Genomic DNA, 19,511 nt, shown 5'->3' with positions numbered 1-19,511 from the left:
ATTGTCCCTCACCGCTGCCATGACATCCCCTGCTGTTACCCCCACGCCGCGCCAGACTGCGCCCGCCCTGACCCAGCTCGCCCACGGCGGCGGCTGCGGCTGCAAGATCGCCCCGGGCGTGCTCAGCGACATCCTCTCGCGCAACACGCCCGGCCTGATCCCGCCCGAGCTGATGGTCGGCATCGAGACCAGCGACGACGCCGCCGTCTGGCGCCTCAACGACGAGCAGGCGCTGGTGGCGACCACCGACTTCTTCACCCCGATCGTCGATGACCCGTTCGACTTCGGCCGCATCGCCGCGACCAACGCGCTGTCCGATGTCTACGCGATGGGCGGCAGGCCGATCATGGCGCTGGCCATCGTCGGGATGCCGATCAACACGCTGTCGCCCGAAGTCATCGGCCGCATCCTCGAAGGTGGTGCCAGCGTCTGCCGCGAGGCGGGTATTCCGATCGCGGGCGGGCATTCGATCGACGTGGTGGAGCCGATCTACGGGCTGGTGGCGCTGGGGCTTGTCCATCCGAAGCGCGTGCGCCGCAATGCCGATGCACAGGCCGGTGACGTGCTGGTGCTGGGCAAGCCGCTGGGCGTGGGCGTGCTGTCGGCGGCGCTGAAGAAGGGCTTGCTGGACGCGGACGGCTACGCCGAGATGCTGCGCCACACGACGAAGCTGAACCGCGTCGGCACCGACCTGGCCGGGCTGGACAGCGTGCATGCCATCACCGACGTGACCGGCTTCGGGCTGGCCGGGCACCTGCTGGAGATCTGCCGGGGATCGAAGCTGGCGGCTGAAGTGCGCTGGGACGCGCTGCCGCTGATCGCCAGCGCGGTGGGCCATGCGCAGAACGGCATCTGGACCGGCGCCTCGACGCGCAATTGGGCCAGCTACGGCGCCAGCGTCACCTTGCCCGAAGACTTCCCGGACTGGCAGCGGGCGCTGGTGACCGATCCGCAGACGAGCGGCGGGCTGCTGGTGAGCGTCGCGCCGCAAGGGGTGGACGCGGTGCTGGCGATGTTCCGAGACGCCGGGTTCGGCGAGGCCGCCATCGTGGGTGAACTGACCGTCGGTGCGCCCCGCGTCACCGTGGTCTGAACACTGAACACCGTCCACTTCCCTCCCTCCACACACCGAGTCACCATGTTCACCGGCATCGTCCAATCCATCGCCACCGTCACGGCCCTCACCGACCGCCCCGGCCTGCGCACCTTCACGCTCGCATTCCCGCCCGGCTTCCTCGACGGCCAGGCCATCGGCGCCAGCGTGTCCTGCGACGGCACCTGCCTGACAGTCACGCAGCACCGCGACGCCCTGCACGCCGACTTCGACGTGATGCTGCAGAGCCTCAACCTCACCACGCTCGGCACGCTGCAGGTCGGCAGCCGGATCAACGTCGAGCGCGCCGCCCGCGACGGCGTGGAGATCGGCGGCCACCCGCTGTCCGGCCACATCGACTTCCAGGCCACGCTCGCCGAGGTCCGCCAGCCCGAGAACAACCACGTCCTGCGCCTCAGCGTGCCGGCGCCGTGGATGCGCTACGTGTTCCCGAAGGGCTACATCGCCATCAACGGCGCGAGCCTGACGATCGCCGAGGCCGACCGGCGTGCCGGCTGGTTCGAGGTCTGGCTGATCCCCGAGACGCTGCGCCAGACGACGTTCGGCAACAAGCGGGTGGGCGATGCGCTGAACATCGAGATCGAGCGGCAGACACAGGTGCTGGTCGATACCGTGCGCGACACGCTGGAAGAAAAACTCGGGCCGCTGCTGCCCGCCCTGAAAGACCTGCTGCGCGAACGCGGCGTGGAGATCGACGCATGAGCACGCACCAGGACACGGCCCTCCCGAACGACACCCAGGTCATCGCCGACACGGTGGAGTGGCTCGAAAAAGCCGTCATCGGCCTGAACCTCTGCCCCTTCGCCAAGGCGGTGCATGTGAAGGCCCAGATCCGCTACGTGGTCAGCGCCGCGACCACGCCGGACGCGCTGCTGGCCGACCTCGTGCGCGAGCTGGAAACGCTGGCCGAAGCCCCGCCCGAGAAGACCGAGACCACGCTGCTGATTCACCCGCAGGTGCTGGGCGACTTCATGGACTACAACGAGTTCCTCGACGTGGCCGACGCCGCAGTGGAGGAATTGCAGCTCGACGGCATCCTGCAGGTCGCCAGTTTCCACCCCGACTACCAGTTCGACGAAACCCACATCGACGACATCGAGAACTTCAGCAACCGCGCGCCCTACCCCACGCTGCACCTGCTGCGCGAGGACAGCATCGACGCGGCGGTGGCCGCCTTCCCGGACGCGGGTGACATCTACGAGCGCAACATCGAGACGCTCCAGGCGCTCGGCCACGCGGGCTGGAAGCGGCTGTTCACGCGCTGACGGCTGGGGGTCATGCGGCGTAAGTCCGCGCCGCAATTGAAAAATTCCGATCTCCGCCGCGCCACCCCCCTGGCTTTTCCCTGTTTTGCGCTGGCGGCAGATGCCGTTAGACTCCGCCCCCAATCACCCTCGGACGGAGATCGACATTGATTCCACGCACCGCGAAAACCCCACTGGCCTGTCTCACGCTCGCTGCGCTGCTCGTGGCGGTAGCCCCTGCCAGCCAGGCGGCCGAGGAACAGGCCGCCAGTGAGGTAGTCCGGAGCGTGGCGGCCGAGCCAGCCGAACGTGCGGCCTCGGCGGCAGCGGCGGCCCTCCCCGCGGCGCCGGTATCGAACTTCGAGCGGCTGGTCGAGCGCCCGATCGAGCGTGTCGCCAGTGCGGCCACATCGGTGGCCACGAGCGCCGCGAACATGGCCACCACCGTCGCCGTCACCGCGGCCAGCACCGCCACCAACGCCGCCGTCGGTGCCGCAACGGCCGCCACCGCCGCCGTGTTCAGCGTCGCCAACGTCGCCACCAGCACGGCCGTCAGCGCCGCCAACGCCGCTGCCACGCTGTTCCAGACCGGACGCGTCTCGTTCTACGCCGACAAGTTCAACGGCCGCCCCACTGCCAGCGGCGCACCCTACGATTCCGGCGAGATGACCATGGCCCACCGCACGCTGCCCATCGGCACGCAGGTCATGATCACCAACACCGCCAACCAGCGCAGCGTGGTCGTCACGGTGAACGACCGTGGCCCCTTCACCGGCGGGCGCGTGGCGGACCTCTCACGCGCCGCGGCCGAAAAGCTCAACATGATCCGCTCCGGCATCGCCGAAGCCACGCTCCATGTCCTGCCCAACGCCGGCGGCAAGCAGGACAAGGACGCCAAGCCGAAGATCCGCTGAAGCGCCACCGCCGCACTTCAAGCAGGCGTCACCCGCGCCGTGCCAGCATCGCCCGCGCCACCCGAGAACCCGATGCCCGCCCGAGTTCCGCGCTGATCCAGGCGCCGCAATCGACCAGCGCATCCAGATCCACGCCCGTCTGCGCGCCCAGGCCGTGCAGCAGCCACACGAGGTCTTCGGTGGCGACGTTGCCGGTCGCGCCCTTGGCATACGGACAGCCGCCCAGCCCGGCCACCGAACTGTCGAACACCCGCACGCCCATCTGGTAGCTGGCATAGACGTTGGCCGCGCCCATGCCATAGGTGTCGTGAAAGTGGCCGGCGAGCTGCCCCATCGGCACCCGCGCCGCCACCGCCTCCAGCATCCGCCCGACGGTGGCCGGGTTGCCGATGCCGATCGTGTCGCCCAGAGAAACCTCGTAGCAGCCGAGATCCCGCAGCCGCCACGCCACGTCGGCGACAGCCTGCGGCGCGATCGCCCCCTCGTAGGGACAACCGACCACGCACGAGATGTAGCCCCGCACGCGCACGCCCGCCACCTGCGCAGCGGCCATGATCGGTGCGAAGCGGGCGATGGACTCGGTGACCGAGCAGTTGATGTTCTTCTGCGAGAACGCCTCGGAGGCCGCCGCGAACACCGCCACCTCCCGCGCACCGGCCGCGACCGCCGCCTCGAAGCCCTTCAGGTTCGGGGTCAGCACCGGGTAGTTCACGCCGGGAAACTCGGCCTGCGATGGCAAGCCGGCCATCACCTCGGCGTGGTCGGCCATCTGCGGCACCCACTTCGGCGAGACGAACGAGGTCGCCTCGATGTCCCTCAGCCCGGCGGCGGCGAGCTTGCGGATCAGCGCCAGCTTGGTCTCGGTGGGGATGAGCTGCTTTTCGTTTTGCAGGCCGTCACGCGGGCCGACCTCGACGATGCGGACGTGGTTCATGGCTGCACCTCGACGTCGAAATCCACCAGCTCCACGCCGTCCGTGACCTGATCGCCGGCCGCGAAATGGAACCCCTTCACCAGCCCCTTGGCGGGCGCGCTGATGGTGTGCTCCATCTTCATGGCTTCGAGCACCAGCAGCGGGGCGCCCTTCTCGACCACGCTGCCAACCGCCGCGATCAGCGCGATCACCTTGCCGGGCATCGGCGCTTTCAGGCCGCCCGCATGGTCATCGCCGCCGCCGCCCGCACTGAGCGCACCCACGACCGTGATCGGCCACGAACGGCCCTCGAAGAACACCTGCCGCCGCTCGCCGCTGGTGACCACCGCCGCGCTGACACGGCGCTCGCCGAGCTGCGCATGGACCGTGCCACTCGGGCCGAACTGGCCGCGCACGAGCAGCGACTGGCCACCGATCGTCAGCGCATGGCCTTGACCGCCGCTGACGTAGGCCACGCCGACCGGCTGCACCTCGTCACCGAAGCGCAGCGTCAGCGTGCGCTGTGCGGTCGAGTTCAGCCGCCAGCCGTCGAGCACCGACCACGGCGAGTCGTCGCGCACGCCCTGCCCCTCGCGCTGCAGTTCGGCCAGCGCGGCCAAGGCCCAGACCGCCTGCGGTACCGGCTGCGGCGCGGGGAACAGCACGGCGTTTTCCCGCTCGATCAGCGCGGTGTCCAGGTCGGCGTTGGCAAACGCGGGCGCCGTCACCAGCCGCTGCAGAAACTCGACGTTGTTCGACACGCCCACCACGCGGTACTGCGCCAGCGCCGCCCGCATCCGCGCCAGCGCCCGCGGCCGGTCGCGGTCCCAGACGATCAGCTTGGCGATCATCGGGTCGTAGTGCGGCGAGATCTCGTCGCCCTGCTCGACGCCGGTATCGACGCGCACATGGTCGCTCTCGGCCGGTGGCACCAGATGCACGAGGCGGCCGGTGGATGGCAGGAAGCCGCGGTCCGGGTCTTCCGCGTAGATGCGGGCCTCCAGCGCGTGGCCGTCGAGCGTGAGCTGTTCCTGGCGCAGCGGCAGCGGCTCGCCGGACGCGACGCGCAGTTGCCATTCCACGAGATCCAGCCCGGTGATCATCTCGGTGACGGGGTGCTCGACCTGGAGCCGGGTGTTCATCTCCATGAAGTAGAAGCTACCGTCCTGGTTGGCGATGAACTCGACCGTGCCCGCGCCGACGTAGCCGACCGCCTTGGCCGCCTCCACCGCCGCCTGGCCCATCGCGGCGCGGCGCTCGGGGGTCATGCCGGGGGCGGGGGCTTCCTCCAGCACCTTCTGGTGGCGGCGCTGCACCGAGCAGTCGCGCTCGAACAGGTAGACGCAGTCGCCTTGCGTGTCGCCGAAGACCTGGATCTCGATGTGGCGCGGCCGGAGCACGTACTTCTCGACCAGCACATGCTGATCACCGAACGCGTTGATCGCTTCGCGCTGGCACGAGGCGAGCGCAGCCTCGAAGTCCTCGGCGCGATCGACACGGCGCATGCCCTTGCCACCGCCGCCTGCGCTGGCCTTGATCAGCACCGGATAGCCGATGTTGGCGGCCTGTTCGGCGAGGAAAGCCGGTTCTTGCCGATCACCGTGGTAGCCCGGTGTCAGTGGCACGCCGGCCTTGTCCATCAGCGCCTTGGCCGCGGACTTGCTGCCCATCGCCCGGATCGCCGAGGCGGGCGGGCCGATGAAGACGATGCCGGCGGCAGCGCAGGCGTCGGCGAAGGCGTCGTTCTCGGACAGGAAGCCGTAGCCGGGATGCACGGCCTGCGCGCCCGTGGCGCGGGCGACTTCCAGGATCTTGTCGGCGCGCAAGTAGCTTTCACGCGCAGCCGGCGGGCCGATCAGCACAGCCTCATCGGCCATGCGGACGTGGCGGGCGTTGGCGTCGGCTTCGGAGTACACCGCGACGGTCGCGATGCCCATGCGCCGCGCCGTCTTGATGACGCGGCAGGCGATCTCGCCGCGGTTGGCGATCAGGATCTTGGTGAACATGTCAGTGTCCCGTGGGGTTCGGTGCAGGCGTGGAGGTCATCCAGGCGGGCGGGCGTTTTTCCAGAAAGGCGCTCAGACCCTCGCGGGCTTCCGGTGTGCTGCGCAGCGTGGCGATGCGGCGGGCGGTGTCGTCCACCACGGCATCGGTCACAGGCTGGTTCGCCACGGCGCGGATCAGGTCGGTGGCAGCGGCCTGCGCGTTAGGGCCACCCGTGAGCAGCGCCTCGACGATCGCTTGGATCTGCGCATCCAGCGCGGCAGGGTCGGCGCTGCCGGTGACTTCGTGGACCAAGCCGATCTCGCGGGCGCGGGCGGCGGAGATGCGCTCGGCCGTCTGGAAATAGCGGTACGCCTGCCGCTCGCCGATGGCGCGGATCACGTAGGGGCTGATGGCGGACGGGATGATCCCGAACTTGACCTCGGAGGTCGCGAACACGGCCCGGTCGGTCGCCACGCAAATGTCGCAGGCGGCGGCCAGCCCCATGCCGCCACCGAGCGCCGCGCCGTGGACACGCGCAATCGTCGGCTTGGCGAGCGTGGACAGCGTGCGGAACAGCGCTGCGAGGCGGCGGGCGTCGGCGAGGTTTTCGTCCACGCTCGCCGCGCCTTGACGCTGCATCCACGCCAGATCAGCGCCCGCCGAGAAGCTCTTGCCCTCGCCCGCCAGCACGATCACGCGCACGGCGGGGTCCGCGTCCAGCGCCAGCAGCGTGGCGGTCAGCTCGGCGATCAAGGTTTCGTCGAAGGCGTTGTGGACAGCGGGTTTCGCCATCCAGACCCAGGCGACGGCGCGGCCGGGTTCACCCCGGTGTTCGACGCGCAGGGTGTGCAAGCTTGAAAGTGCATCGGTCATGGTGTCCCCCGGCTCACATGCGGAACACGCCGAACTTCGTCGGCTGGATCGGCGCGTTCAGCGACGCCGACAGCGACAGCCCGAGCGTGCGCCGCGTCTGTGCCGGATCGACCACGCCGTCGTCCCACAGGCGGGCCGTCGCGTAGTACGGGTGGCCCTGGTCCTCGTACTGCTGGCGGATCGGCGCCTTGAACGCCGCTTCGTCGTCCACCGACCACGCGCCGCCCTTGGCCTCGATGCCATCGCGCTTGACGGTGGCGAGCACGCTGGCGGCCTGTTCGCCGCCCATCACGCTGATCCGCGAGTTCGGCCACATCCACAGGAAACGCGGCGAATACGCCCGGCCGCACATGCCGTAGTTGCCCGCGCCGAACGAACCGCCGATCAGCACCGTGAGCTTGGGCACCTGCGCCGTGGCGACCGCCGTGACCATCTTGGCGCCGTCCTTGGCGATGCCGGCGCTCTCGACCTTGCGGCCCACCATGAAGCCGGTGATGTTCTGCAGGAAGACCAGCGGGATGCCGCGCTGCGCACAGAGTTCGATGAAGTGCGCGCCCTTCTGCGCCGACTCGCCGAACAGGATGCCGTTGTTGGCGATGATCCCGATCGGCATGCCGTAAAGCTGCGCAAAGCCGGTGATCAGCGTCGTGCCGTAGCGGGCCTTGAACTCGTCGAAGCGCGAGCCGTCCACCACGCGGGCGATGACCTCGCGCACGTCGTAGGGCTTGCGCGGGTCGGCCGAGACGATGCCGTAGATCTCCTCCGGGTCGTACAGCGGCGCCTCGCTCGGGGCGAGCACGAGCTGCGACGGCTTGCGGCGGTTCAGGTTCGCGACGATGCGGCGGCAGATGAACAGCGCGTGGCTGTCGTTCTCGGCCAGGTGATCGGCCACGCCGGAAACGCGGGTGTGGACATCGCCGCCACCCAGGTCTTCCGCGCTGACGATTTCGCCGGTCGCCGCCTTCACCAGCGGCGGGCCGCCGAGGAAGATCGTGCCCTGGTTCTTGACGATGATCGTCTCGTCGCTCATCGCCGGCACGTAGGCGCCGCCCGCCGTGCAGGAACCCATGACGACGGCGATCTGCGCGATGCCCATCGCCGACATCGTGGCCTGGTTGAAGAAGATGCGGCCGAAGTGGTCACGGTCGGGAAACACCTCATCCTGCTTGGGCAGAAAGGCACCGCCCGAATCGACGAGGTAGATGCACGGCAGGTGGTTCTGCATCGCGATCTCCTGCGCGCGCAGGTGCTTCTTGACCGTCATCGGGTAGTAGGTGCCGCCCTTCACCGTCGCGTCGTTGGCGACGATCATGCATTCGACGCCCTGCACGCGGCCCACGCCGGTGATCACGCCGGCCGCCGGCGCGTCGTTGTCGTACAGGCCGAACGCGGCGAGCTGGCCGACTTCCAGAAACGGCGTCCCTGGGTCGAGCAACTGGTTCACGCGCTCGCGGGGCAGCAGCTTGCCGCGGGCGGTGTGCTTGGCGCGGGCCGACTCGCCGCCGCCGAGTGCGACCTTGGCCGCCTGCACCCGCAGATCCTCGACCAGGGCTTTCATGTGGGCCGCGTTGGCACGGAAGTCGTCCGAGCGCGGGTTGATCTTGCTTTGAAGGGCTTGCATGGCGTGGTCGCTCGGCTTTTGGCTGGTGACGTTCAGCAGGTTTCGTTGAACAGCTCGCGGCCGATCAGCATCCGGCGAATCTCGCTGGTGCCCGCGCCAATCTCGTAAAGCTTGGCGTCGCGCCAGAGGCGGCCGACGGGGTATTCGTTGGTGTAGCCGACACCGCCCAGCGCCTGGATCGCCTCGCCCGCCATCCACGTTGCCTTTTCCGCCGTGTAGAGGATCACGCCGGCCGCGTCCTTGCGCAGCGTGCGGCTGTGGTCGCCGCGGTCGCAGGCGCCGGCCACCGCGTAGCCGTAAGCGCGGCACGCCTGGAACGTGGAATACATGTCGGCCAGCTTGCCCTGCATGAGCTGGAACTCGCCGATCGACTGCCCGAACTGCTTGCGCTCATGCACAAACGGCACCACCACGTCCAGGCACGCCGCCATGATCCCCAGCGGCCCGCCCGACAGCACGATGCGCTCGAAATCGAGTCCCGACATCAGCACCTTGGCGCCGTTGCCTTCGCCGCCGAGCACGTTTTCTTCCGGCACCTCGCAGTGGTCGAAGAACAGCGGCCAGGTGTTCGAGCCGCGCATGCCGAGCTTGTCGAGGTGGTGGCCGTGCGTGAAGCCGGCCATGCCCTTTTCGACGATGAAGGCCGTCATGCCGCGGGCGCCCATCTCCGGCTCGGTCTTGGCGTAGACGACCAGCGTGTCGGCGTCGCCGCCGTTGGTGATCCACATCTTCGAGCCATTGAGCACGTAGCGGTCGCCGCGTTTCTCCGCCTTGAGCTTCATGCTGACCACGTCGGAACCGGCGCCCGGCTCGCTCATCGCCAGCGCGCCGATGTGCTCGCCGCTGATGAGCTTGGGCAGGTACTTGCGCTTCTGGGCGTCGGTGCCGTTGCGGTTGATCTGGTTGACGCACAGGTTGGAGTGCGCGCCGTAGCTCAGGCCGACCGAGGCACTGGCGCGGCTGATCTCCTCCATCGCGACCATGTGGGCGACGTAGCCCATGCCGGTGCCGCCGTATTCCTCGGCCACGGTGAGGCCGTGGACGCCGAGGTCGCCGAGCTTCTTCCACAGCGCGTGCGGAAAGAGGTTGTCGCGGTCGATGTCGGCGGCACGCGGGGCGATCTCGTGCTGGCTGAAGTCGCGCACGGCGTCGCGCAGGGCGGCCACGTCGTCGCCGAGGGGGAACTGGAAGGTGGATTCGAACATGGTGATTTCCTGGTCAGGCGGGACGGTTGTGCTCAGGCGGTCGTGCTCAGGCGGTCTTGTGTTCAGCACGTTGCAGTGCTTCGGTCATGGCGCGGCGCATGACGAACTTCTGCACCTTGCCGGTGATGGTCATGGGCATCTCGGCGGCGTCCACGAAGCGGATGTGGCGCGGCACCTTGTAGTGGGCGATCTGGTCGCGGCAGAAAAGCTGGATCTCGTCGGTGGTGCAGGTTTCGCCCGGCCGCAGCACGATCCAGGCGCAGACCTCCTCGCCGTACTTCGCGTCCGGCACGCCGAAGACCTGCACCGACTGCACCTTCGGGTGACGGAACAGGAACTCCTCGACCTCGCGGGGATAGACGTTCTCGCCGCCGCGGATGAGCATGTCCTTCACGCGGCCGACGATGTTGCAGTAGCCCTCGGCGTCGATCGTGGCCAAGTCGCCGGTGCGCATCCAGCCGCCTTCGACGATGGCTTCGCGGGTCTTGGCTTCATCGCCCCAGTAGCCTTGCATCACGAGGTAGCCGCGGGTCCACAGCTCGCCCGGCGTGCCGACCGGGACGGTGTGGAACTCGGCATCGACCACCTTGGCCTCGACGTGCGGCTGCACGCGGCCCACCGTGGTCACGCGGCGGTCGAGCGGGTCATCAAAGCTGCTCTGGAACGACACCGGGCTGGTCTCGGTCATGCCGTAGGCGATGGTGATCTCGGCGAGGTGCATCTGCGCGATGACCTTCTTCATCGTCTCGATCGGGCACGGCGAGCCGGCCATGATCCCGGTGCGCAGTCGGCTCAGGTCGAACGTGGCGAAATCCGGGTGGTCCAGTTCGGCGATGAACATCGTCGGCACGCCGTGCAGCGCGGTGCAGCCTTCCTCGGACACAGCGGCCAGCGTCGCGCCCGCATCGAACACCTCCCCCGGAAACACCATCGCCGCCCCGCTCGCCACGCAGGCCAGCACCGCCAGCACCATGCCGAAGCAGTGGTACAGCGGCACGGGAATGCAGAGCTTGTCGGCCTCGGTCAAGCGCATCGCCGCCGCGACCGCGATGGCGTTGTTGACGACGTTGTGGTGCGTCAGCGTCGCGCCCTTGGGGTGGCCGGTGGTGCCGCTGGTGAACTGGATGTTGATCGGGTCATGGCAGCCGAGCGTGGCCTCGATCGCGTCCAGCGCCGCCACATCGACCGCCTCCGGCGCCGCCAGCACGTCGGCGTAGCGCAGCATCCCAGGCGTCTCGCCGTCGCCCATGCGGAGGATGAATTCGAGCGCGGGCAGCTTCGGCGCCACCGTCTGCAGCATCGCCAGATAGTCCGCCGTGCGCAGCCGCTCGGCCGCGATCACCGCCCGGCAGCCGGAGAGCTGCAGCGCGTATTCCAGCTCCGCCAGCCGGTATGCCGGATTGATGTTGACGAGTACCACCCCCAGCCGCGCCGTGGCGAACTGCGTGACGAGCCACTCGACGCGGTTCGGCGACCAGATGCCCAGACGCTCGCCGCGCCGCAGGCCCAGCGCGTGCAGCCCCGCCGCCAGCCGATCGACTTCCGCCGAGAACTGCCGCCACGTCCAGCGCACGCCCTGCTCGCGGAACACCACCGCCTCGCGCTCGCCGAAGCGGGCCACGGTCTGCGCCAGCGCCTGCGCAATGGTCTGGTCCGACAAGGGCTGGTCGGTGGCGCCGGCCACATGGCTGAATCCGCTTGACGGGGTCATGGTGTCTCCTCACGCTTCATTGTTGAGTATCACTCAATTATTATCCACCCGCCCGCACTAAGATGACAAGATGCCCGCAGAAACTCCTTCGACCGCCCAGCCTGTCCCGCCCGCCCGCCGCCGCGCGCCCGCCAGTGCCAAGTCCGAACAGCGGGTGCGCGACCTGCTGCGGGTGGGCCGCGAGGTCTTGGCCGAGAAGGGCTACGAGCGCGCCACGACCACCGAGATCGCGCAGCGCCTGGGCGTGAGCGAAGCGACGGTGTTCACGTATTTCCACGGCAAGCGGGCGCTGTGCGTGGCCGTGATCAGCGACTGGTACGACGAGATCATCGCGACGATGGACGCCGGCCTGCCCCGCACACAGCCGATCCGGGCACAGTTGCACTACCTCGTCGAGACACACCTGCGGCTGTTCCTCGTGCAGGGGACGGGGCTGTGCGCGCTGGTGCTGTCCGAAGGCCGCTCGAAGGGGCAGGCTCTCGGCGAGAGCTTCTTGCCACTGCAACGCCGCTACACCGCGCCGCTGATGGACCTGCTCGCCCGCGGTCAGGCCAGCGGGGAGATCCGGCGGGACGTGCCGCTGCGGCTGCTGCGCTCGGTGGTGCTCGGGCCGATGGAGCACATCCTCTGGGAAGTGATCGCCCAGGACAAGCCGACCGACATCGACGCCGTGGCGACCGATCTGGTGGCGCTGTTGTGGTCGGCCTTGCGCGTGCCTTACTGGGACAACCCGTTCGAGGTCGAAGCGCGCAGGGCCGACGCTGGGCCGGACTGAAACGCGCGGTGGGCGGCAGGCCCCGCCGGACGCGCGGCGGTCTGCGGCCGGGGTGTCAGCGATTCCTGCAGCCACCAGCCAGCCAGCAAGCTCACGCCCCAGGCGACCCCCAGCCCCAGCAAGTTCATCCCCGGCGAACTGGGCCACAGGCGGTAGAACGCCGCGCCCACCACCAGAATGACCGGGTAGTGCATCAGGAACACGGTGTAGGAGATGCGCGACAGGAAGGCCACCACCTCGCGCACGGGGCCCGTGTTCAGCCAGCGCCAGCCGCGGCCGACATCCAGCGCCAGCACCAGCGCCACGCCACCTGCCAGCGCCAGCCGGCTGCGCCACTCCACCAGCAGCGCCAGCACGGTCAGCACCACGATGGCCGCGGTCCACAGCGCCCGGCGCTGCGCCGTCCGGGCCGCGCGCGCCCACTGCGCCAGGACGCCCAGCCCGTAGGCGCCGAGGAAGTACGGCGCCCAGGCGTCGAGCGTGCGGTCACGGTTGAACCACAGCAGCGAGGCGCCGGTCAGCAGCACCACGGTCAGCGCCGTGAGGCGCCCCCGCTCGGCGTCCGACCCACCCCACCAGACCCGCACCGCGCACAGCAGCGCCAGCACCGCGTAGAGCTGCGCGTCGATCGCGATGTACCAGACACCGGCCGACAGCGCGTTCTCCTCCAGCACGTCCTGCAGCATCAGTGCGTTGGCGATGAACTGCCAGGTGGTCGGTGCGTCCGGGATGGTCGGGTAATCGATCAGCGTGCGGGCACACAGCGCGCACCACACCGCCGCCAGCAAGGCGACGCAGTACGGCGGCATCAGCCGCTGCAGGCGGCGCAGCAGGGTGCGGGGCAAGGCGCGGGGGAACTCGCCGTTCGGCGCATCCGGGGTGGGCAGCAGGCCACGGGCGGCGAGGAACCCGCCGATCACGAGGAAGACCTGCACCGCCAGCCGCGCATGGCTGACCAGCCACACCATGCAGCCACCCGCCAAGTTGCCGACGACATCGGACATGGGTCCGTAGAGCGCCAGGTGGTGCCAGACGATGAGCTGGGACGCAATCGCCTTGCCGAGATCGACCATCGGCAGCGATGGTCCTTGGGGGTTCCGGGTTGAACACTGCATCGGCGGCATCCTAGCGGGCGACGCTTGCGTGGAAGTTATGCGAGAACGATCACTTCAGGTGCCGCTCAGACAGCCCGTCAGGCACGGATGCCCGCGGACACCCACTGACTCCTGTAGCAGAACCGAACGCGATGCAGACAACTGCTTGCGACTTATTGCAGTTCGGGTGCCCGTGTGCGCCAACGACGCCCGCACGACGGATCCAGACCCGCCCCCACGAACACGGGCTGCGGGCATGGGACAGCGTGCAGAAGCCGCGCTTTGAAGCGTGTGGAAGCCACGCTCCCCCCGGATACGTGGCGTACCGATCGACACCGGGCGGGACCACCTCCCAGAATGAATTTCATCCAAGAGGCCACCTGACATGACCCACAAGAACAGTATTCTCACTTTCGGCAGTTGTAACTTCACCCGCTGGATCGGCGCCACACTGTTGTGGAGCTTGCTGAGTGGTTGCATCGTCGGCAGCGACGAGGAAGCCGCGCAGGTCACGCCCAGCGCCGTGCTCACCGCCGGTACCGCCACGCCCAGCGCCAGCACCTCCGCCGGCACGCCGGCCGTGTCCACCGCATCGAGCGGCAACCTGACGGCCGCGACCACCTGCAGCATCACCGCCTTCCAGGCCGCCGTCGTCGCCGAAGTCAACCGCCGCCGAGCCAGCGCGCAGTCCTGCGGCAGCCGGGGCACCTACACCGCCGCCGCCAGCCTGCGCTGGAACGGCACCCTGTTCGACGCTGCCACGGCCCACGCCCGCGACATGGTGACGAACAACTTCTTTTCGCACACGGGCAGCAACGGCAGCACCGTGAGCGTGCGGATCAACGCGACGGGCTATGGCTGGGCCAGCGTGGGCGAAAACATTGCCGCCGGGCAGCCCACGGTGTCGCGGGTGGTCGATGCCTGGATGGGCAGCGATGGTCACTGCGCCAACCTGATGAACCCGGTGATGGAGGAGTTCGCCGTGGCCTGTGTCTACAACACGGTCAACCGGTCGAACTATTGGGTCATGGAGCTGGCCAAGCCGCGCTGAAGTGTTGCACTTCAATCACGCGCAAGGTCGCCCCCGCGCTGGCCGCCGGCTGCCCGGTCATCATCAAGCCGGCCGAGCAGACGCCGCTGTCCGCGCTGGCCTGCGCCGAACTCGCCCAGCGCGCCGGCATGCCGCCCGGCGTGCTCAACATCCTCACCGGTGACGCCGACTCCTCGATCGCCATCGGCAACGTGCTGTGTGCCTCCGACACCGTGCGCCACCTGAGCTTCACCGGCTCCACCGAGGTCGGCCGCATCCTGATGGGTCAGTGCGCCCCGACCCTCAAGAAGCTCTCGCTCGAACTCGGCGGCAACGCGCCCTTCATCGTCTTCGACGACGCCGACATCGACTCGGCCGTCGAGGGCGCGATGGTCTCCAAGTACCGCAACGCCGGCCAGACCTGCGTCTGCGCGAACCGGATCTACGTGCAGGAAGCCGTGTACGACCAGTTCGTCCACAAGCTCGCGGCCAAGGCCGTGGCCATCCAGGTCGGCAACGGCTTCGAGGCAGGGGTGAACCAAGGTCCGATGATCGACGCGCAGGCCATCGCCAAGGTGGAAGCGCATGTGGCCGATGCGCTGGCCAAGGGCGCCCGCGTCGTCGTCGGCGGCACGCGCATCGGCGAACGGTTCTACAGCCCGACCGTGCTGGCGGACGTGACGCCGGACATGCGCTGCTCCCGCGAGGAAACCTTCGGCCCGGTGGCGCCCGTGTTCCGCTTCAAGACCGAAGCCGAAGTGATCGCGCTGGCCAACGCCACGGAATTCGGGCTGGCAAGCTACTTCTACAGCCGCGACATCGGCCGCATCTTCCGCGTCGGCGAGGCGCTGGAGTACGGCATGGTCGGCATCAACACCGGGCTGATCTCGGTGGCGGAGGTGCCGTTCGGCGGGATCAAGCAGTCGGGCCTGGGCCGCGAGGGGTCGCACCAGGGCATCGAGGACTATGTCGAGACCAAGTACCTCTGCATCGCCGACCTCCTGCGCTGACCGGCGCACGGACAGCGCGCGGCCTCAGTCGTCGTTGGCTGCTGGCGCAGCGCCCCGCTCCGTGCGGTCGGAAAAACCCTGTCGGCCCAATCCACGGCCCGCGGCGGCGGCAGACAGCGCCCGTTTGAGCATCTCGTCAGGCTGGCGTCCATCGGCAGGGTAGACCGCCAGCCCGGTCGAGACCGTCACCACCGCCGTCTGCGCGCTGACCATGAAGGGTTCTCGCAGCATCTGCGACAGCTTGAGCGCCACGCGGTCGCCGTCCTGGGCCGATTCCAGCCGGGTCAGCACCACCGCGAACGCATCCGGCGCCAGCGCCGAGACGACATCACTGGCCCGCAACCCGCTGCGCAGCCGCACCGCCAGCTTGCGCCGCAACGCCTGCGCCGCGGCCACGCCCAGCCGCGCTTCGGTTGTCGCCAGCCCTTCGACGCGCAGCACGAGCAAGGCCATCGGCGCCGGCTCGCGCTCGCGCAGCGCACAGAGCTGGTGCAGCAGCTCCATCAACTGCACCCGGTTCGGCAATCCCGTGGCCAGGTCGATCGACCACGCCCGGCGCAGCTCCTGTTCCTGGCGCTTGCGCTCGATGGCCAGGCACAGGCTGCGGCCGATCGATTCGTCGTCCGACTGCTCGGCCGGCAACACATCCTGCACACCCGCCCGCAGCAAGTGCAGCATCAGCTCGCGCGACGGCTTCGGCACGCGCACCACCACCGCCGCCGCCAGCACCGCCTGCGTCCACGCGGCCCAGAACGGCAAAGCCTTCGCCTGCACCTCGTCCGCGCACGACACCAGGATGGCCTCGGGCGTGGATTCAGCCAGCGCCGCCTGGGCGGCATCCAGTGTCGGACACAGGCGCCAGACGCAACGGCCGAAGCGGGAGTCGGACGCCTGCGGTGCGTCGGCACCGATATGGAGAACGGAAATGGACGCGCTCATGGATCGCTCTGGCTCTGAAGTGGTAGAGGAATCATGCAATAAACGTCCCTGTACCATCGCTGGAATTGGCATGGTTAGACCGTGCAAAACCACACAAATCCACACAAACCCACCAAGAATCCGGCGCCAGTGTTCCCGTTCCTCGGCGTTAGTTCACGGGCATTCCGCACACACTCATATGCCCCATGGGGTATCATGGGGACATGAACATCGACTGGATTCACTTCACGCCGGGCAGTGCGCTGACCGGAGGCGCCCTGATCGGCGTGGCCTCTGCGCTTTACCTGCTGGGCAGTGGTCGCATTGCCGGCATCGCGGGCATCGTGGCCGAGCCGCTGTCGGCCTGGCTGCTGCGCAAGCCGCTGGGCGTTCACGCGGTGCGGCTGCTGTTCGTGCTGGGGCTGCTGCTGTCGCCGTGGATCTGGCGGCTGTGGGCCCCCCTGCCGCCGATGGTGTCGAACAGCTCTGCCGGCACCACCGTGCTCGCGGGCCTGCTCGTCGGGTTCGGCACGCGCATGGGCAACGGCTGCACCAGCGGCCACGGCGTCTGTGGACTGAGCCGGCTGTCGGGGCGCTCGCTGGTGAACGTGCTGGCGTTCATGGGGGCGGGCTTCGCCACGGTGCTGCTCACGCGCCATCTGCTGGCGTGACGCTGGCATCCATACCCAAGGGCTGGACATGACAAATTCGACAATGCGGTCTGTATGCGCGCTGCTGGCGGGCGTGGTGTTCGGGCTGGGGCTGATCGCGGCGGGCATGACGCAGCCGCTCAAGGTACAAGCCTTTCTGGACCTTGCAGGCGCCTGGGATCCGAGCCTTGCACTGGTGATGGGGGCGGCGGTTGGCGTCGGGCTGGCAGCGTTCGCCATCGCGAAGCGCCGCAGCACCACCTGGCTGGGCGAGCCGCTGCACTGGCCCACCTCCACCCGGATCGACGCCCCGCTGGTCATCGGCGGCCTGCTGTTCGGCGCGGGCTGGGGGCTGGCGGGCTTTTGTCCCGGCCCGGCGCTGGTGGCGCTGGGGGCCGGATGGGGCGATGCCGCCTGGTTCGTGGCAGCCATGCTGGTGGGCATGGTGCTGCACGACCGGGTCTGGCGCCGGTCGTGACGGTCGTGCGCTAGCGCGGCGGGTCAGACCGTGACCGGCTCCAGGATGCGGTCCAGTGCCGCGTCGAGGGCAGCGACGCTGCGGTCGAGGTGGTGGAGCTTCTCCAGCCCGAACAGGCCGATGCGGAAGCTGCGGAACTCCGCCGGCTCGTCGCACTGCAGCGGCACGCCCGAGGCGGTCTGCAAACCCTGCGCGATGAACTTCTTCGCCGACTGCAGCTCCGGATCGGTCGTGTAGCTCACCACCACGCCCGGCGCCTGGAAGCCCGCCGCCGCCACGCTCGGGAAGCCACGCCGCTCCATCAGCGCCCGCACCCGCAGGCCGAGTTCCACCTGCTGCGCCTTGAGGTAGGCGAAGCCGCTGGCGCGCGTTTCCTCCATGGCCACGAGACACTGCGCCAGCGCATCGGTGGGCATGGTGGTGTGGTAGACGTGGGCGCCGTTTTCGTAGGTTTCCATGACCTGGAGCCACTTTTTCAGGTCACAGGCGAAGCTGGTGCTGGTGGTGGCGTCGATCCGTGCGCGCGCCAGTGCGCTCAGCATCACGAAGGCAGCGCACGGCGAGCCGCTCCAGCCCTTCTGCGGCGCGCTGATCAGCACGTCCACCCCTGTCTCGACCATGTCCACCCACATCGCCCCCGAGGCGATGCAGTCGAGCACGAACAGCCCGCCGACCGCGTGGGCCGCGTCCGCGACGGCCTTCAGATAAGCATCCGGCAGGACCATGCCGCTGGCGGTTTCGACGTGCGGGGCGAAGACGACACCGGGGCGGAACTCGGCGATCGTAGCGACGACTTCCTCGATCGGCGCCGGGGCAAACGGTGCCTGTGCGCCGGTGGTGGTCTGGCGGGCCTTGAGGACACGGGTGTCCGACGGGATGCCGCCCATGTCGAAGATCTGCGACCAGCGGAAGCTGAACCAGCCATTGCGCAGCACGAGCACACGCTGCTGCGTGGCGAACTGGCGGGCGACTGCCTCCATCCCGAACGAGCCGCTGCCGGGCACCACGAAGGCCGAGCGGGCGTTGTAGGCTTCCTTGAGCACGCCGGAGATCCCGCGCATGACACCCTGGAAGCGTTGCGACATGTGGTTGAGGGCGCGGTCGGTGTAGACGACCGAGTATTCGAGCAGGCCGTCAGGATCGACGTGGGGCAACAAACCGGGCATGGGACAGCTCCGTGGAGGTAGGGAATGCTGGGGGAGATTGCGGGAAATGCTGCTTGGAAATGCATTTCTGTGACAGCAGGCATTCAACCACAGGCATCGGTGGTGCGCCTTGGCAATGACCCGGAAGCGGGGCGGGTTCTGGCAGCAGACTGGCGGTCTAGTACGCCAATAGTTTTAGAGCGTGTTATTGACTTACGCCATTGAGTCCGGCGCACGAAGCCCAACATGGGTGGCATGAACAGAAAGCAGTACCCAAGCGACATCAGCGAAGAAGAGTGGAACTTCGTGGCGCCTTACCTGACGTTGACGGCTACAAGCGCAAGATGGGCTCGAAGGTCCACATGGCGGTGGACACGATGGGCAACTTGCTGGCCCTGACGGTGACGCCGGCCGACGAGCAGGAACGTTCGCAGGTCAAGGCGCTGTGCGAGGCGGTGCAGAGCGCCACGGGCGAGACGGTCAAGCTGGTGTGGGCGGACCAAGGCTACACGGGTGGCCAGGCCAAGAAGTCAATAACACGCTCTAGCAGAAGATGGCGCCAACCGCATGGACTGTGCAGAGACGAGCCTGTCTGGAATTTTGTGTACGAGGCATAACCTGACTTCCTGAAGAAGGAGCCTGTATGCCAAGGATGAAGAAGACGATGAAGGCGGCGGACGCGCCGGGCAAGGATCTGCCGAAGGTTCCCGTCGAGCTGATCGACCATTTCGTGACCGGGCCGATGAGCGCCGAGGCGGTGATGGCGGCCTCGCAAGCGTTCAAGAAGGCGCTGATCGAGCGGGCGCTGGGGGCGGAGCTGACGCACCACC

17 protein-coding genes and 3 pseudogenes are annotated in these 19,511 nt (G+C 68.5%); 11 read left to right on the top strand and 9 right to left on the bottom strand.

The features are described 5' to 3' along the window. Positions 1-19 precede the first annotated feature (19 nt). The 4 genes from selD (at position 20) to QZW52_RS09000 (ending at position 3,272) form a co-directional block, all read left to right on the top strand. Positions 20-1,093: a selenide, water dikinase SelD gene (gene selD / locus QZW52_RS09015; protein WP_293997576.1), complete on the top strand. Its 1,074-nt coding sequence runs from the start codon at positions 20-22 to the stop codon at positions 1,091-1,093. 45 nt (positions 1,094-1,138) lie between these two features. Then, a complete protein-coding gene (locus QZW52_RS09010; RefSeq protein WP_293997574.1) occupies positions 1,139-1,816 on the top strand; it encodes a riboflavin synthase subunit alpha in 678 nt (225 codons plus the stop codon). Next, positions 1,813-2,379: a DUF1415 domain-containing protein gene (locus QZW52_RS09005; protein WP_293997572.1), complete on the top strand. Its 567-nt coding sequence runs from the start codon at positions 1,813-1,815 to the stop codon at positions 2,377-2,379. Before QZW52_RS09010 ends, QZW52_RS09005 begins: the two co-directional genes overlap by 4 nt. Positions 2,380-2,525: 146 nt before the next feature. Continuing rightward, positions 2,526-3,272, top strand: coding sequence for a septal ring lytic transglycosylase RlpA family protein (locus QZW52_RS09000; RefSeq protein ID WP_293997569.1), 747 nt, complete (start codon positions 2,526-2,528; stop codon positions 3,270-3,272). 28 nt (positions 3,273-3,300) lie between these two features. On the opposite strand, the gene QZW52_RS08995 is transcribed toward QZW52_RS09000, so the two are convergent. The 6 genes from QZW52_RS08995 to QZW52_RS08970 are packed head-to-tail and all read right to left on the bottom strand — an operon-like array spanning position 3,301 to position 11,581. Next, complete coding sequence (locus tag QZW52_RS08995; protein ID WP_293997566.1) at positions 3,301-4,206, bottom strand: hydroxymethylglutaryl-CoA lyase; 906 nt, start codon at positions 4,204-4,206, stop codon at positions 3,301-3,303. Then, positions 4,203-6,191, bottom strand: coding sequence for an acetyl-CoA carboxylase biotin carboxylase subunit (locus QZW52_RS08990; RefSeq protein ID WP_293997563.1), 1,989 nt, complete (start codon positions 6,189-6,191; stop codon positions 4,203-4,205). The genes QZW52_RS08995 and QZW52_RS08990 overlap by 4 nt, the downstream gene beginning before the upstream one ends. A gap of 1 nt (position 6,192) precedes the next feature. Continuing rightward, positions 6,193-7,044 carry an enoyl-CoA hydratase/isomerase family protein gene (locus QZW52_RS08985; protein ID WP_293997561.1) on the bottom strand — a complete coding sequence of 284 codons (852 nt, stop codon included), beginning with the start codon at positions 7,042-7,044 and terminating at the stop codon, positions 6,193-6,195. Between the two features lie 13 nt (positions 7,045-7,057). Continuing rightward, positions 7,058-8,665, bottom strand: a complete 1,608-nt coding sequence (locus tag QZW52_RS08980; RefSeq protein ID WP_293997558.1) for a carboxyl transferase domain-containing protein — start codon at positions 8,663-8,665, stop codon at positions 7,058-7,060. A gap of 32 nt (positions 8,666-8,697) precedes the next feature. Then, the gene (locus QZW52_RS08975; RefSeq protein ID WP_293997555.1) at positions 8,698-9,870 is read right to left on the bottom strand and encodes an isovaleryl-CoA dehydrogenase; all 1,173 of its coding nucleotides are present in this window, start codon (positions 9,868-9,870) and stop codon (positions 8,698-8,700) included. A 46-nt stretch (positions 9,871-9,916) separates the two neighbouring features. Further along, positions 9,917-11,581, bottom strand: coding sequence for an AMP-binding protein (locus tag QZW52_RS08970; protein WP_293997553.1), 1,665 nt, complete (start codon positions 11,579-11,581; stop codon positions 9,917-9,919). A 70-nt stretch (positions 11,582-11,651) separates the two neighbouring features. On the opposite strand from QZW52_RS08970, the gene QZW52_RS08965 reads away from it, so the two are divergent. Next, positions 11,652-12,356 (top strand): TetR/AcrR family transcriptional regulator, encoded by a 705-nt coding sequence (locus QZW52_RS08965; protein ID WP_293997551.1) that lies wholly within the window; start codon positions 11,652-11,654, stop codon positions 12,354-12,356. On the opposite strand, the gene QZW52_RS08960 is transcribed toward QZW52_RS08965, so the two are convergent. Next, on the bottom strand, positions 12,299-13,429 hold the full coding sequence (locus tag QZW52_RS08960; protein WP_293997549.1) for an acyltransferase family protein: 1,131 nt from the start codon (positions 13,427-13,429) through the stop codon (positions 12,299-12,301). The genes QZW52_RS08965 and QZW52_RS08960 overlap by 58 nt on opposite strands. 406 nt (positions 13,430-13,835) lie before the next feature. Here QZW52_RS08960 and QZW52_RS08955 point away from each other — a divergent pair, with 406 nt between their 5' ends. Further along, entirely contained in the window at positions 13,836-14,501 is a 666-nt protein-coding gene (locus QZW52_RS08955; protein WP_293997546.1) for a CAP domain-containing protein, read from the top strand. Between the two features lie 14 nt (positions 14,502-14,515). Further along, positions 14,516-15,490, top strand: a pseudogene (locus QZW52_RS08950) (NAD-dependent succinate-semialdehyde dehydrogenase); the annotation flags it as partial. 24 nt (positions 15,491-15,514) lie between these two features. On the opposite strand, the gene QZW52_RS08945 reads toward QZW52_RS08950, so the two are convergent. Further along, entirely contained in the window at positions 15,515-16,429 is a 915-nt protein-coding gene (locus QZW52_RS08945; RefSeq protein ID WP_293997544.1) for a GGDEF domain-containing protein, read from the bottom strand. 203 nt (positions 16,430-16,632) lie between these two features. Here QZW52_RS08945 and QZW52_RS08940 point away from each other — a divergent pair, with 203 nt between their 5' ends. Beyond that, positions 16,633-17,079, top strand: a complete 447-nt coding sequence (locus tag QZW52_RS08940) for a YeeE/YedE family protein (RefSeq protein ID WP_293997541.1) — start codon at positions 16,633-16,635, stop codon at positions 17,077-17,079. Between the two features lie 43 nt (positions 17,080-17,122). Continuing rightward, positions 17,123-17,536 carry a DUF6691 family protein gene (locus QZW52_RS08935; RefSeq protein WP_293997539.1) on the top strand — a complete coding sequence of 138 codons (414 nt, stop codon included), beginning with the start codon at positions 17,123-17,125 and terminating at the stop codon, positions 17,534-17,536. 23 nt (positions 17,537-17,559) lie between these two features. Here QZW52_RS08935 and QZW52_RS08930 read toward each other — a convergent pair whose 3' ends face one another. Beyond that, complete coding sequence (locus tag QZW52_RS08930) at positions 17,560-18,702, bottom strand: pyridoxal-phosphate-dependent aminotransferase family protein (protein WP_293997537.1); 1,143 nt, start codon at positions 18,700-18,702, stop codon at positions 17,560-17,562. 305 nt (positions 18,703-19,007) lie between these two features. Here QZW52_RS08930 and QZW52_RS08925 point away from each other — a divergent pair. Further along, a pseudogene (locus QZW52_RS08925) lies at positions 19,008-19,214 on the top strand (transposase); the annotation flags it as partial. A gap of 110 nt (positions 19,215-19,324) precedes the next feature. Next, positions 19,325-19,511, top strand: a pseudogene (locus QZW52_RS08920) (IS256 family transposase); the annotation flags it as partial.

Origin of the sequence: Sphaerotilus sp. (assembly GCF_013299175.1) — a bacterium.
Lineage (GTDB): Bacteria > Pseudomonadota > Gammaproteobacteria > Burkholderiales > Burkholderiaceae_C > Sphaerotilus.
The sequence above is the reverse complement of the archived record's forward strand: the minus strand, read 5'-3'. Positions and strand labels throughout refer to the sequence as shown.